11 protein-coding genes are annotated in these 14172 nt (G+C 70.2%); 9 read left to right on the top strand and 2 right to left on the bottom strand.

Going from position 1 to position 14172, the window contains the following annotated elements; translation table 11 throughout:
• Nucleotides 1-723 precede the first annotated feature (723 nt).
• The 5 genes from QZ607_RS19745 to QZ607_RS19765 all read left to right on the top strand — a co-directional run bounded on the left by QZ607_RS19745 (nucleotide 724) and on the right by QZ607_RS19765 (nucleotide 8900).
• Nucleotides 724-1521, top strand: a complete 798-nt coding sequence (locus QZ607_RS19745) for a DNA-formamidopyrimidine glycosylase family protein (protein ID WP_295886180.1) — start codon at nucleotides 724-726, stop codon at nucleotides 1519-1521.
• 270 nt (nucleotides 1522-1791) lie between these two features.
• Complete coding sequence (ppsA, locus tag QZ607_RS19750; protein ID WP_295886182.1) at nucleotides 1792-4197, top strand: phosphoenolpyruvate synthase; 2406 nt, start codon at nucleotides 1792-1794, stop codon at nucleotides 4195-4197.
• A 305-nt stretch (nucleotides 4198-4502) separates the two neighbouring features.
• The gene (locus QZ607_RS19755) at nucleotides 4503-4775 is read left to right on the top strand and encodes an EF-hand domain-containing protein (protein WP_295886184.1); all 273 of its coding nucleotides are present in this window, start codon (nucleotides 4503-4505) and stop codon (nucleotides 4773-4775) included.
• Between the two features lie 81 nt (nucleotides 4776-4856).
• Entirely contained in the window at nucleotides 4857-5864 is a 1008-nt protein-coding gene (locus tag QZ607_RS19760) for a 1-phosphofructokinase family hexose kinase (RefSeq protein WP_295886185.1), read from the top strand.
• Nucleotides 5865-6209: 345 nt separating this feature from the next.
• Nucleotides 6210-8900: a cation-transporting P-type ATPase gene (locus tag QZ607_RS19765; protein ID WP_295886187.1), complete on the top strand. Its 2691-nt coding sequence runs from the start codon at nucleotides 6210-6212 to the stop codon at nucleotides 8898-8900.
• 141 nt (nucleotides 8901-9041) lie between these two features.
• Here QZ607_RS19765 and QZ607_RS19770 read toward each other — a convergent pair whose 3' ends face one another.
• The gene (locus QZ607_RS19770; protein ID WP_295886188.1) at nucleotides 9042-9920 is read right to left on the bottom strand and encodes a dihydrofolate reductase family protein; all 879 of its coding nucleotides are present in this window, start codon (nucleotides 9918-9920) and stop codon (nucleotides 9042-9044) included.
• Nucleotides 9921-10172: 252 nt separating this feature from the next.
• On the bottom strand, nucleotides 10173-11867 hold the full coding sequence (locus QZ607_RS19775; RefSeq protein WP_295886190.1) for a tetratricopeptide repeat protein: 1695 nt from the start codon (nucleotides 11865-11867) through the stop codon (nucleotides 10173-10175).
• A gap of 207 nt (nucleotides 11868-12074) precedes the next feature.
• Between QZ607_RS19775 and QZ607_RS19780 the strand changes: the two genes are divergently transcribed.
• The 4 genes from QZ607_RS19780 (at nucleotide 12075) to QZ607_RS19795 (ending at nucleotide 14108) form a co-directional block, all read left to right on the top strand.
• Entirely contained in the window at nucleotides 12075-12371 is a 297-nt protein-coding gene (locus QZ607_RS19780) for a hypothetical protein (RefSeq protein WP_295886192.1), read from the top strand.
• 80 nt (nucleotides 12372-12451) lie between these two features.
• Nucleotides 12452-12772, top strand: a complete 321-nt coding sequence (locus tag QZ607_RS19785) for a hypothetical protein (RefSeq protein ID WP_295886194.1) — start codon at nucleotides 12452-12454, stop codon at nucleotides 12770-12772.
• 238 nt (nucleotides 12773-13010) lie between these two features.
• Nucleotides 13011-13772: a VIT1/CCC1 transporter family protein gene (locus tag QZ607_RS19790; protein ID WP_295886196.1), complete on the top strand. Its 762-nt coding sequence runs from the start codon at nucleotides 13011-13013 to the stop codon at nucleotides 13770-13772.
• A gap of 12 nt (nucleotides 13773-13784) precedes the next feature.
• Nucleotides 13785-14108: an MFS transporter gene (locus QZ607_RS19795; protein ID WP_295886198.1), complete on the top strand. Its 324-nt coding sequence runs from the start codon at nucleotides 13785-13787 to the stop codon at nucleotides 14106-14108.
• The last annotated feature ends 64 nt before the right edge of the window (nucleotides 14109-14172 follow it).

Raw genomic sequence — 14172 nt, forward strand, 5'->3', positions numbered from 1 at the left:
CTGCGCGAGCACGCCCTGTGCGCTGCATCGGCCTGCGAAATTCGCCGGCCGAGGGGTTCAACTGCTCTTTTTAGGGTTAGAGGCGCTGCCTCGTCGCCGCCCCGCTCGGCAGGGAGAGCCTGCGGCTTGGGCAGTGGCAGCGGGCAGCCGGGGCGGCTGTTGGCGGCCCTAACTCTGCCACAGCCTCGATCCGATGGGTGGCTGTCGGCGACGCGGTGTGCCCGCCGCTTGCCCCGGTCCGCTCGCCGCGCGCTGGCGCTGGCGCTGGTGCGCTGGTTCCCAGGCTCGGCCTGGGAACCCGGTCGGGAGGCTCTGCCTCCCGTTTCGCGAGGCAGAGCCTCGCGACCGCATTCCCGGGCGGAGCCCGGGAACGAGGTGCACGAGGTACACGAAGTGCAATGGTGCGAATCTTCTCCGCGAGGCGCTCGCCGATGTGCGGCAGCGCGCTCAGGTCCTCGTCCTCCGCAGCGTGGTCGGCGAGGCTCTGCCTCCCGTTTCGCGAGGCAGAGCCTCGCGACCGCATTCCCGGGCGGAGCCCGGGAACGAGGCTCCGATCACGCTCCCGGGCGGAGCCCGGGAACGAGGGGCGCGGCAAGGGAAACCGCCGATCGATCGCCGTCTTCCCAAGGCGCCCGCGCTGGCATGCCGCTCGCATCGGGCTGGGTACCAGGCGCCGCGCGCCGGCGCGGCCCCGTGCAGGATTCAGCGCTGGGAGACAGACCCATGCCCGAGCTGCCGGATGTCGAGATCGAGCGGCGCCACGCCGAGCGCTGGGTGGTGGGCCATGCCATCCGGCACGTCCATGTGCCGGAGCCGGAGATTCTGGAAGACACCTCGCCCGCGGCCCTCGGGCGCCGGCTGCACGGGCGCCGGGTGACCGGCAGCCGCCGGCACGGCAAGTATCTCTTCCTGGAGACCGACGGCGCCCCCTGGCTGCTGCTGCACTTCGGCATGACGGGGCACCTGGAGCGGGTCGGCAAGGCCGCACAAGCCCCCGCGTACACCGACTTCACGCTGGTGCTGGACGACGACAGCGCCGTCGCCTATGTGGCACCCCGCAAGCTCGGACGGGTCGGGGTGATCGACGACCCGAACGCCTACGTCGCCGCGCAAGGGCTCGGCCCGGACGTGCTGCGCCTGGACCGCGAGGGCTTTGCGGACCTGGCCGAGGGCCGCCGCGGCGGCACCAAATGCTGGCTCATGGACCAGGCGGCCATGGCCGGGCTCGGCAACGTCTATACAGACGAGATCCTGTTTCGCGCCCGGCTGCACCCGAAGACGCCGGTGGCGGCGCTGGACGCCGATGGCCTTCACCGGCTGTTCGAGGCCGTCTCCGAGGTGCTGCGCACCGCCATCGAGGCCGGCGCGGACCCGGCCCGGCTGCCGGAGGACTGCCTACTGCCGCACCGCGAGCCGGGCGCCGCCTGTCCGCGCTGCGGCGGCGATGTGCAGCAGATCAAGGCCTGCGGGCGCACCGCCTATTTCTGCCCCGCTTGTCAGCCGCGGCCGGATGGGCAGTGAGTGCCCCGCCGCGGCGGAGCGCGGTCATGCTCGCGCGGTGCATTACCCCAAGGCGATGGGGCATTTGAGCCGGATCGGTTGCGGCGGGCCACCGCCTGCCGGCGGCAGCGGACAACGGTCGGCCCCGTCGCTGCCGGGAGCGCATGCAGCCCGAAGCGTCCGGGCCCCAACCGGCGCCCCTGCACAGCCGCCCATCACGGCTGGCACGTCATCTGCTCTCGGGTTGGCGAGACCACCGCCCCGCGCCCCACAGCCGATGCCGAGCCCGTTATGCCCGATGCTGCCTCCAATACCGATCAGGCCGTGCTGGTCGTTCAGCTCGCGGACCTGGACAACAATGATGTCGCCCGTGTCGGCGGTAAGAACGCCTCCCTCGGGGAGATGATCGGTGCCCTGAGCGCCGAGGGCGTGCGCGTGCCGGACGGCTTCGCGACCACCGCAGACGCCTACCGGCAGTTCCTCGCCGCCAACGAGCTGGCGCCGCGCATCCGCGAGCGCATCGAGGATTACCGCAGCGGCGAGCGCTCCCTGCGGGAGACCGGCGAGGCCATCCGCGGCCTGATCCTGGACAGCGACCTGCCCGCGGACCTGAGTGAGGCCATCCGCAGCGCCTACCGCGACCTCGCCGACGCGCGCAGACAGGAGAGGCCGGACGTGGCCGTGCGCTCCAGCGCCACCGCCGAGGACCTGCCGGAGGCGAGCTTCGCGGGTCAGCTGGAGACCTATCTCAACATCCGCGGCGAGGACGCGCTGCTGGACGCGGTACGCCGCTGCTGTGCATCGCTCTTCACAGACCGCGCCATCGCCTACCGTGAGGACCACGGCTTCGACCAACTGAAGGTCGCCCTGTCCGTCGGCGTGCAGACCATGGTGCGCAGCGACCTCGGCGCCGCCGGCGTCATGTTCAGCCTGGACACGGACACGGGCTTCCCGCGCACCGTGCTCATCAACGGCGCCTGGGGGCTCGGCGAGACCGTGGTGCAGGGCAGCGTGGACCCGGACGAATTCCTTGTGTTCAAGCCATTGCTGGACGACGCCGAGCGCCGCCCGATCATCGCCCGCAGCATCGGCGGCAAGGAGGCCAAGCTCGTCTACGCGGACGACCCGGATGCGCCCACGCGCCGCCTGGACACCACCGGCGACGAGCGCCTGCGCCCGGTGCTGAGCGACGAGGAGGTGCTGACCCTCGCCCGCTGGGCCGTGCTGGTTGAGCGCCACTACGACAAGCCCATGGACATGGAATGGGCCAAGGACGGCGAGACCGGCGAGCTCTTCATTGTGCAGGCGCGCCCGGAGACCGTGCACTCCCAGCGCACGGGGGGGACGCTCAAGACCTATCGGCTCAACGCGGCGGGCGAGGGACTGGCCAGCGGCTATGCCATCGGTGACGCCATTGCCGCCGGGCCGGTGCGCCGGCTCGACAGCCCCGACGACAGCGAGCGCTTCGAGCGCGGCGACGTGCTGGTGACGGCCATGACGGACCCGGACTGGGTGCCCATCATGCGCCGGGCGGCGGCCATCGTCACCGACCACGGCGGACGCACCTCCCATGCGGCCATCGTCAGCCGCGAGCTGGGCCTGCCGGCGGTGGTGGGCACCGGCGACGGCACCGAGCGGCTCGGCGACGGCACCGAGGTGACCGTCTCCTGCGCCGAGGGCGAGACGGGCCATGTCTACGCCGGCACCGCCGACTACGACGTCGAGGACATCGACCTCGACGACATCCCGGAGACCCGCACCCAGGTCATGCTGAACCTGGCCAACCCGGCGGCGGCCATGCGCTGGTGGCGGCTGCCCGCCGACGGCGTGGGCCTGGCGCGCATGGAGTTCATCATCAATCAGCACATCAAGATCCACCCGCTGGCGCTGCTGCACCCGGAGCGGATCGAGGACGCCGCCGCCCGCGAGCAGATCGACGCCCTCACCGCCGGCTACGACGACAAGGCCGAGTACTTCGTCGAGCGCCTGGCCCGCGGCATCGCGCGCATCGCCGCCGGCAGCCATCCGCACCCGGTGATCGTGCGCATGAGCGACTTCAAGACCAACGAGTATGCGGACCTCATCGGCGGTCGCGCCTTCGAGCCCGCCGAGGCCAACCCGATGCTCGGCTGGCGGGGTGCGAGCCGCTACTACAGCGAGGACTACCGCGACGGCTTTGCGCTGGAATGCCGGGCCATCCGCAAGGCGCGGGAAGAGATCGGGCTGGAGAACATTGTCGTGATGATCCCCTTCTGCCGCACGCCCAAGGAGGCGGACAGGGTGCTGGCCGTGATGGCGGAGCACGGCCTGGAGCACGGCGAGCGGGGGCTTGAGATCTATGTGATGTGCGAGATCCCGTCCAACGTCATCCTGGCCGCGGAATTCGCGGCGCGCTTCGACGGTTTCTCCATCGGCAGCAACGACCTGACCCAGCTGGTGCTCGGCGTCGACCGCGACTCGGACCGGCTCGCCCACCTGTTCGACGAGCGCAACGAGGCCGTGCGGCAGATGATCCGCTCGGTGATCCAGACCGCCCACGAGCACGAGCGCAAGGTCGGCCTCTGCGGCCAGGCGCCGAGCGATCATCCGGACTTCGCCGCCTTCCTGGTGCGCGCCGGCATCGATTCCGTCTCGGTGAATCCGGACAGCTTCCTGTCGGTCAAGCAGTCCATCGCCGGGGTAGAGCGCAGCGGCTGACGCCGCTTCGGCGGCCACCAGGCTATGACAGCTGGCGGCTGTGCCGGCCACCACCGCCACGACCATTCACCACTGCTGGAGAGGTGCGCAACATGACCGCCAATTTCCGCATTTGCTGGCCCGCCTTCATGACGCTCATGATCGGTATCACCTGCGCCACCCAGGTCGGCGCTCAAACCGGCTCGCCCGGAGCTGGGGAGCGCATGACACCCGGGATGGGAGGCGGCACGATGCCGATGCAGCCGGGTGCCGGTGGTATGGGGCCCGGTATGGGACCCGGTATGGGACCCGGTATGGGACCCGGCATGGGACCCGGCATGGTGCGGCGCATGGGCATGAACATGCCCGGTTTCTCGGATTTCGACGCCGACAACGACGGTCGCATCAGCCAATCCGAGCTCAACGCGGTGCGCTCGGAGCGCCGGAGCCAGCGTGCAGCGCAGGGCTATCCCATGCGCGGTGCCGCCAACGCACCGAGCTTCTCCGATCTCGATGCCGACGGCAGCGGCGGCATCTCCAGGGATGAATTCAGCCGCTTCCACGGCGCCGGCGGCCGTCCGCAAGCAGGCGGGCGCTGATCGAAGCGCCACCGGCAGCCGGCGGGTAAGCCGCACCACAAGCCGGACCGTCATCGTCATCGGCGGCGGCTGCGCGGCGCAATGATCGACCCACAAAGGCATTGGCAGATGGCCGCCATCGTCACCCTGACCATGAACCCGGCGCTGGACCTGACCAGCGACACCGGCGCGCTGGAGGCCGGCCACAAGACCCGCTGCGAGCCGCCGCGGCGCACGCCGGGCGGCGGCGGCATCAATGTCGCGCGCGGACTCAGGGATCTGGGCGACGACGTCCTCGCCGTCTATCCCAGCGGCGGACCCACCGGCGAGGCCTTCGACCGGCTGCTGGCGAAGCTCGGCGTCCCCGCCGAGCGGCTGCCCATCGCCGGCGACCTGCGCCAGAACCTGTCCCTGCGGGTGCATGACACCGGCGAGGTGCTGCACCTGGTCTTTCCGGGACCGACGCTCCAGCAACAGGAACGGCAGGCCTGCAGCGACGCCGTCGCAAGCCTCGATCCGGCGCCGGAGGTGGTGGTGATGAGCGGGAGCCTGCCGCAGGACACGCCGCTTGAGTTCTACGCCGGAGTGGCCCGCCGCGCGGCCGAGCGCGGCAGCCGCGTGGTGCTGGACACCAACGGCCCGGCGCTGCGGGCGACGCTCGACGCCGGCGCCCCGCTCGACCTGATCAAACCGAATCGCAACGAATGCCGGGAGCTTCTGGACCTGCCCGACGGCGACGGCGAGCCGGGGCCGGACGACTATCTGGCGGCCATGGACCGGCTGATCCGCGACGGCGCCGCCGCGGCCGTGGTGGTGACCCTCGGCGACCAGGGCGCGGTGCTGGCGAGCGACGGCCTGCACGTGCATCTGCGCCCGCCGGCCATCGAGGGGCGCGCGCCGGTGGGCGCCGGCGACAGCTTCGTCAGCGCGCTGGTGCACCGGCTCGCCGCCGGCGGCGAGCTGCTGGAGGCGGCCATCGACGGCGTCGCCGCCGCAGCCGCGGCGGTGAAGACCCGCGACACCCGCCTGTTCCGCCCGGATGACCTCGCCGCACTGCGCGCGGAGGTGACGGTACGCCACGCCGGTATCGACGAACGCAGCAAGCCCTGACCGGGTGAAGGTGCTGGCCTGGTACGACAACGAAATGGGCTATGCGGCGCAGATGGTGCGCGCGGCCGTGCAGGTGCTCGGCTGACGCGTGGGAGCGGCATCCCTGCCGCGACGGCTGCCAGCGCAGCTGAGTGCCAGCTCCGTCGCGGCCAGAGGCCGCTCCCACGGCGTCCCTCGCTGTGGGAGCGGCATTCCTGCCGCGACGACTGGCAGTGCAGCTGAGTGCCAGCTCCGTCGCGGCCAGAGGCCGCTCCCACGGTTGCCGCGTGCCCTTTTTGGCTCGAAGATCGGGCCCAGGCTCAATCATCGCGCGCGGGCACCGACACCTCCCGCAGCGCCGGCAGCATGGATCGACCGACAGTGACAGCGCCCTACCAGCAATCCGCCGATACCCTGGTCGATGCCCTCGACAGCAGCGTCGAGCAGGGCCTGGACGACGCCGAAGTCAAACGCCGGCGCGAGGAGCACGGGCCGAACCGCCTGCGCGAGGCGCAATCGCGGCCCACCTGGCGCATCCTGGTGGATCAGCTCGCGAGCCTGATCGTGCTGCTGCTGGTGGCGGCGGCGGTGGCCGCGGCGGTGTTCGGCCGGGTGGTCGAGGCCATTGCCATCGGCGCCGCGGTGGCCGTGAACACCGTCATCGGCTTCGTCATGGAGCTGCGGGCCACCCGCGCTATGGAGGCGCTGCAACGCATGGGCAAGGCGCAGGCCCGAGTGCGCCGCGGCGGCAAAGAGCGCACGCTCTCGGCCGACGAGCTGGTGCCAGGCGACATCGTGCTGCTGGAGGCCGGCGACGTGGTGAGCGCGGACCTGCGGCTGCTGGAGGCCAACCGCCTGCAGTGCGACGAGGCCGCGCTCACGGGCGAGTCCGTGCCCGTCACCAAGCGCACCGGCACCCTGGACCGCGACGACCCGCCACTGGCGGAGCGCGAGAACATGGCCTTCAAGGGCACCGCGGTCACCGACGGCTCGGGCTTAGGGTTAGTCGTCGCCACCGGTATGGACACCGAGCTTGGGCACATCTCCAGCCTGGTGGAGGAGGCGGAGTCGTCCGAGACGCCGCTGGAGCAGCGCCTGGAGCAGCTGGGCCGGCGGCTCATCTGGCTCACCATCGCCATCGCCGGCGTGGTGGCGGCGGCGGGACTCATCGCCGGCAAGGCGATGATGGTGATGCTGGAGACGGCCATTGCGCTGGCCATCGCCGCGGTGCCCGAGGGCCTGCCGGTGGTCGCCACGCTGGCCCTGGCCCGCGGCATGCGCAAGATGGCCAAGCGCAACGCCGTGGTGAAGCGGCTCTCCGCCGTCGAGACCCTGGGCACCGCCAGCCTGATCTTCACGGACAAGACCGGCACCCTCACCGAGAACCACATGACCCTGGCCCGGCTCGGCCTTGCCGCAGGCACGCTGACGCTGGAGCGGGAGCAGGACGGCGCCCGCTTCCTGCGCGACGACGACACGGAGGTGGCGCTGGACGACATGCCCGGCCTTGCGGATGCGCTCACCGTGGGCGCGCTCTGCAACAACGCGAGCCTGCAGGAGGCGGGCAGCGTCGGCGATCCCACGGAGGTGGCCTTGCTGGAGGGCGCCGCCGCCGCCGGGCTGCATCGGGACGAGCTGCTGGAGCGTCTGCCCGAGGAGCGGGAGGTGAGCTTCGATCCGGACCTCAAGCTCATGGCGACCATCCACGCCGAGGACGACGGCTGGCGCTACGCCGTCAAGGGCGCACCGGAGGCGGTGCTGGAGCACTGCCGCAGGGTGCGCACCGGCGACGGCGACGCCGAGCTTGCCGACGCCGACCGCGAGGACTGGCAAACCCGCAGCGAGCAGCTCGCGGCCGACGGTCTGCGCGTGCTCGCCGTCGCCGAGAAGCATGCCGACAAGGCCGACGCCGAGCCCTATGCGGACCTGACGCTGCTGGGGCTCACCGGACTCTACGATCCGCCGCGCCCAGGCATCGACACCACCATCGCCGCCTGCCAGGACGCCGGCATCCGCGTGGTCATGGGCACCGGCGATCATGCGGCCACGGCGCAGGCCATCGCCGTCGAGATCGGCCTCAGTAAGCCGGATGCGGAGGCCGTCGACGCGTCGACGATCAAGGACTTGCAGGCCCTGGACGAAGACGGGCGCGAGCGGTTGCTGGCCAGCGACGTCTTCGCCCGCATCAGCCCGGAGCAGAAGCTGCGCCTGATCGACCTGTATCAGGATGCGGATTGGGTGGTCGGCATGACCGGCGACGGCGTCAACGACGCCCCCGCGCTCAAGCAGGCGGACATCGGCATCGCCATGGGCCAGCGCGGCACCGAGGTGGCCCGGCAGGCGGCGGACATCGTGCTCAAGGACGACGCCTTCGAGACCCTGGTCCACGCCATCGAGCACGGCCGGACCATCTTCCGCAACATCCGCCGCTTCATCGTGTATCTGCTCTCCGGCAACCTCGCCGAGATCATGGCGGTGTCCGCGGCGGCCGTGGTGGGCGCACCGCTGCCGCTGCTGCCTTTGCAGATCCTCTACATCAACTTCGTCTCGGACGTCATGCCCGCGCTGGCGCTGGGCCTGAGCCCGAGCCGCCCCGGCGTCATGGACGAGCCGCCCCGGGCCAAGCACGAGCCCATCCTGCAGCGCAGCCACTGGGTGGCGATCGCAGGCTATGGCGCGCTCATCGCCGCCACCGTGCTGGTGGCCTTCACGCTGGCCTTCCTCTGGCTGGATCTGGACACCGGTCAGGCCGTCACCATCGGCTTCCTGACCTTCGGCCTCGGGCGCCTGCTGCACGTACTGAACATGCGCAGCGCCGACTCACCGGTCTTCATCAACGAGATTACCCGCAACCCCATGGTCTGGGTGTCCATCGGCGTCGGTGTGGCCCTGCTGGCGCTGGCCGTCTGGCTGCCGGTGGCGGCGGAGGTGCTGTCCATCCAGCCGCTGCCGCCCGCAGGCTGGCTGCTGGTGCTGGGGTTCTCGCTGCTGCCGCTGTTGCTGGCACAGCTGACCAAGCTTTGGCTCGCAACGCGCCGGCGAATGGCCAGAGAATGAGGCCGGGCAACGACCCTGTGCACCCCTGCAAAAGCAGGGCGACCCCCCCCAGGTCCGCGGACGTCAGTCGGCCCCCGGGGCGGGCGGACTTCAGTCCGCCGATGCCGGAGCCCCGCCCCGCCTCAGGCCTTCTGCAGCGCTTCAAGATCCCCCGGCGTCCCTGCGGTCATAGACCTGCATCAGCTGGTCCACACCGTCTGGCCCCTGGGCATCCAGGTACAGGGCGCTGAGGCTGAAATCATAGGGTGGCCGCAGCCGCGCCCCCTGCACGAGGGTCGCGTAGTCGGCCCCGCCCAGGATGCGGGTCACGGTGGTCATGTAGAGCCGCTTCAGTAAGCGGCTCTGCAACAACAGATGCAGGACCTCCAGGCCGGCCGTGGAGTAGACCAACCGCAGCCCCCGCTCCGTCAACGCCGCGCTCAGCCGGCGGCCCTCGACGGACCACGCACCCAGACGCAACACCTCGGCACCCGCGTTCGCCGCCGCCTCCCGCGCGGCCTCGGGTGCATCGTCCACGCTGGCGACGATGAGCCGATGCGCCTGTGCAAGCCGCTCCAGCGCTTGGACCGGCAGATGCAACGACCGGGTGACGACCACCAAAGCCGGCTGCTGGGGCAGGGATTGCCGCTCGCGGAACGCCAGCAGATCCGCCGGCGCATCTTTGCTGAACGGCGGCCAGGCCTGGGCGCTGCCTGCGCCGAGCTCGCGCACGTGGCGTCCGCTCAGCATGATCGCGTCCGCCGGAGCCGCCAGCTCCAGCAGCAGCCGCCAATCCCGCGGATTGGCGGTCTGGGCCGGCACGCCGAGCCGTCCCGTCCCAGGGTCGGCCACCGCAATGCGCCCATCCAGACTGGTGATGAAGTTGCTGTAGACGAAGGTCCCTGACGCAGCGATCTGTGATCGCAGGTCTTCGCACAGGTAGAGCCCGCACAAGGGCACTGGCTTTGCCTGCGGATACAGCATCAGCAGGCCACCACCCGCCCCGTGCTCCGACTGCGATTGATTCGTTTCCGTTGCCATCGAGCTTCCCCGTTACGCGCCGGGCGCCTTTGTTTGCCCGCACACGCAACGCAACACGCGATGCGCTCCGGGATGACCTGAAAGCAGCAAAGACTGCGCCAGGCAGCTCATTCTTCTGGGTGAGCAGCCTGAAAACCTGCGCGCGGCGCCTGCCGTCCGCGGCACCCGGCGGGCGCTCATCACTCAGGTGAGTGTCGGGTTACGCTGTCGCTGACCCGACCTACCGAAGCGCTTATCGCAACCGCAGAAAAGCTACTCGGGGAGACCGAGCCGGGCCACCGCCCGGGCCAGCGTCTCCCGCTGCCCGGGGTCCTTGAGCGGAAAGGCGAACAGAAGCCGGGACAGCGAGAACTCCGGGCTCAGGGTCAACAGCTCGTCAACCTGCCACGCAGCTTCCTCCGGGTGCCCGAGCTGGGACAGCGCCGCCGCCAGCCAAAGGCGGGCGCGGGTATGGGCGGGGTTACGCGCCAACGCCGCTTCGAATGCCTCTGCGGCCTGAGCATAGGCGCCCTTGGTGAAGGCAATCTCGCCCGCGATCTCGCGGTACGACGCCGAGGAGCCGGGGTTGCGCCGGTGTGCTTCAGTGAGCGCGGCCTCGGCGCGATCCGATCGCCCGGCGTAATTGAATATCCAGGCCAGCAGTGCATAGGCATCCGCGTAATTGGGGTCCAGCTCGATGGCCCTGGCGGCGGAGGCGGCCGCGCCCGAATACCGAGCGCGGAACAGATCCACTTGGCCGCGCACGAAATGTATCTGCGGCACCGTCGCATCCAGCGACGCCGCCTTGTCCGCGTACTCGGCCGCTTTCATTAGGGCACGCTCCGCGTCGTCCGTCCAGCCGTCGATGGCGAGGCGTGACCACGTCAGCGCCATGCCGGCATAAGCCCGTGCAAAGCCCGGATCCAGCTCGATTGCCCGCTCGAAATGCCGTCGCGCCGCGCGATTGTCCTCTGGGGTGAGACGGCCGTAGCGCTCACGTCCGCGCAGAAAGGCATCATAGGCGGCGATGCTCGCCGTCGCCGAGCTGCGCTCGAAGTGCGGCTCGGATAATGCCATACGCACCGGCAAGGCCGTTGCAAGGCCCCTGACGAGCTGATCCTGAATCCGGAACAGGCCGCTGGCCTCACCGGCAAACCGCTCCGCCCACAGCGTTTCGCCGCGCTCCGCTGCCAGCAGCCGGACATTGATCCGGATGCGATCACCCAGGCGCTGGACCCCGCCGCGGATGAGGTAGTGGACACCGAGCTCGGCGGCGATCGCGGCATCCGTCGCCGCGGTCTCCCGATAGCCGAAGGCGCTGCCCGGCGCGATCACGAGCAGCCCCGGAATCCGCGACAGCTCGGTGATGACATCCAGGGTGATGCCTTCGGCGAAGTACCTGTGGGACGGGTTGCCACCGAGCAGCTCGAAAGGAATCACGGCCACCGAAGCCGCGCTCTCCCTGGATACCGCGGGAATCTGGGGCATGCGCGTGGTGCTCCAGTAGAGGAAAGCGGCGACGGCGATTGCCGCAGTCAGAAACAGCAGGCCGACGAGTCGGATGCGCTGCTTGCGTGCCCCGGCAAAGACGGTCATGTCCGGCGGCGGCCTCGCGGCACCAGCAGGCATGGGCGCGACCTTGAGCCGATAACCCCTCTTGGCGATGGTCTCGACGAAACGGGGGCTGCGGGCGTCATCGTCCAGGGCGCGGCGCAGTTTGCCGATGGCGTTGGTCAGGGCATCGTCCGTGACGATGCGACCCGGCCAGACCTGGTGCGCGAGCTCCTCACGTGTCACCACCTGATCGGGCCTGTCAGCCAGGGCCAACAGGACCTGCATGGTCTTCGCTTCGATGCGCTCGCAGGCGCCTGAGCGGCCCATGCACAGTGCCCCCGGGTCGACCCTGACGTCGCCCAGCAAAAAGGGGTCGCGCGCGTCGCGGCCAAGCTGTTCGTGCGTGTCGCCCATTCCACAGATGAGTCTTCAACTCATTGATCAATGGTGGAAATGGAATAGCCCAGCAAATCCGTCGGAAAAAAGTCGGCGTTTCGTTAGGACTTCTTTTCAGTGTAGCGCTACTGCTGAAGGCAAGTGACGGCGCCGCCGCGGCGGCACCATCACGGCGACAGAGCGTTGCTGACAGCACGCCCAAACGAGACGACGGAGGAAACGAACATGAAGATGCGCACCGCCATCACCCTGCTCGCCGGCCTGTTGGGCGCGAGCGGCAGCGTCCTCGCCGCCGATGCGGCCGACGACGCCGCGCTGGAGGCCAAAAGAGCGGTTCTCGAGCAGCGCCGCGTGCAGCTCGCCAACCACGTCATGCCGGTACACCTCCTGGAGCCCTGTATGAACGGTGGCGTATCCGCCTCGGGGCTGTATCCAACCCAGGCCGCGGAAGATGCCGCGCTGGCGGACGCCATGCGTCGCGACACCGCAGGCGAGCATCGCACCGCAGCGAGCGACCGCTGAATACCAGGCTTGCGCCTTCACCAACCTGACCATGCGCCCCCGGCCGTGCAGGCCGGGGGCCATGCCACAGAGGTCACGACATGAACAGAATCCTGATTCTTACCCTGCTGCCGGCGGCGCTCGGCGTCCGTGCGGCCTGTCTGCCGGATGCACCGGAGCCCGGTGATATCGGACCGGATTCAGCAAGCGTCTGCGCGGCATTGGAGCACCAATTCCCGGGGACGGCTTTGGCGGTAGACGGCCGCTCAATCCACTCGGGGACCTGGGTCACGGTGACGGCTTCGGTCGACGGCCGCCCCCTGCGACTCGATTACCGGCTCACCGGATTGACCTGGACACTCGATGATGTCGGTGTCTCCACCCCGGGCGCAGCGGCCTCCCGGGCAGCATCCGCGCGATGACCGGGCCCCGACCCCGCAACGCGAACGGCAACTGTGGCGGCGCTTCTCCAGGCGCCGCCGGCGTGGCGCCGATGCCGGCGTGGCACCCCGGTCATTGGCCCAACATTTGCTCGCTCGCAAGAGACCTCCGCGCTTCCCCGGCTCCGTCGGCGCCGAGCACAGCAGCATCCATGTCCGCAACGACGCTTGAGCTCGTCCGAGCCGCGGCCCGCCCATCACAGCCTCACAAGCAGTTCCCATGGCCCAGCAACCGACACGCAATCTGGAACACGAGCACGAGCCCGCGCGCATCCGCGAGCGCATCCAGGCCGGCGACGGCGGTCACCTCGGCGACGCGATGCTCGGCGCCATCGACGGCGCCATCACCAGCTTCGCCGTGGTGGCGGGCGCCGTCGGCGGCGGTTTCGGGAGTCTGGTCATCGTCGTGCTCGGCTTCGCGAGTCTGCTCGCCGACGGCTTCAGCATGGCCGTCAGCAACTACCTGGGCACCAAGAGCGATGCCGAGAGTGCCGACCGGGCGCACCGCGAGGAGCGACGCCACATCCATGAGGTCCCCCAGGGAGAGCGCGAGGAGCTGCGCCAGATCTTCGCGGACAAGGGCTTCAGTGGCGACACCCTGGAGTGCATCGTCGACGCCATCGCCGGCGATCCGGATCTCTGGGCCAAGACCGTCGTCCAAGAAGAGCTGGGCCTGCACCCGGGCGCCAACGCCAGCCCCCTGCGTTCCGGCGGCGCCACCTTCCTTGCCTTCCTGATCGCCGGGCTGATTCCGCTCCTGCCCTTCGTGGTGCCGATGCTCTCGCCGCAGACGGCGTTCGGCATCAGCATCGGCGCGACCTCCATCGCCTTCCTGGCCATCGGCATGATCAAGGGCCGCGTGCTGGAGCAGCCCGTGCTCCGCTCCGGGCTGGAGACGCTGCTCATCGGCGGCGGGGCCGCGGCCCTCGCCTATGGCGTGGGTACGCTGCTGCGCGCCTGGATCGGCACGGGCTTGGCGTGAGCCGCGGCGCCATTGCCGGACTGCCTGCTGCTGGTGGAGTCCCGGGTTTGGTTCTGGGCGCTCGGCGCCCTGCTCGGCGTTTTCGTCGGGCCCGCCCAGGCCGCCGGGCGCTCCTGGCTGGCGCGGGCGGCACCCGCGGAGCTGCGCGCCGAGCTGTTCGGGCTGTTCGCGCTCTCGGGCAAGGCCACCGCCTTCGCCGGTCCGCTGCTGGTGGGCTGGGTGACCTGGCTCGCCGACAGCCAGCGCATCGGCATGGGCGTCATCGTCGTCTTCTTCGCCCTGGGGCTGCTGCTCCTGCTGACGGTGCCGGAGCAACGCGCACCTGGGCCCGCTTGACGTCTGCGGCCGGCGGCCGTCGCCGCAGGCCTTGCCCCGGCATGCGGACAGAGGTTAAGGACCT

The organism is uncultured Thiohalocapsa sp., from assembly GCF_913063425.1.
In the GTDB taxonomy this organism is placed as follows: Bacteria; Pseudomonadota; Gammaproteobacteria; order Chromatiales; family Chromatiaceae; genus Thiohalocapsa.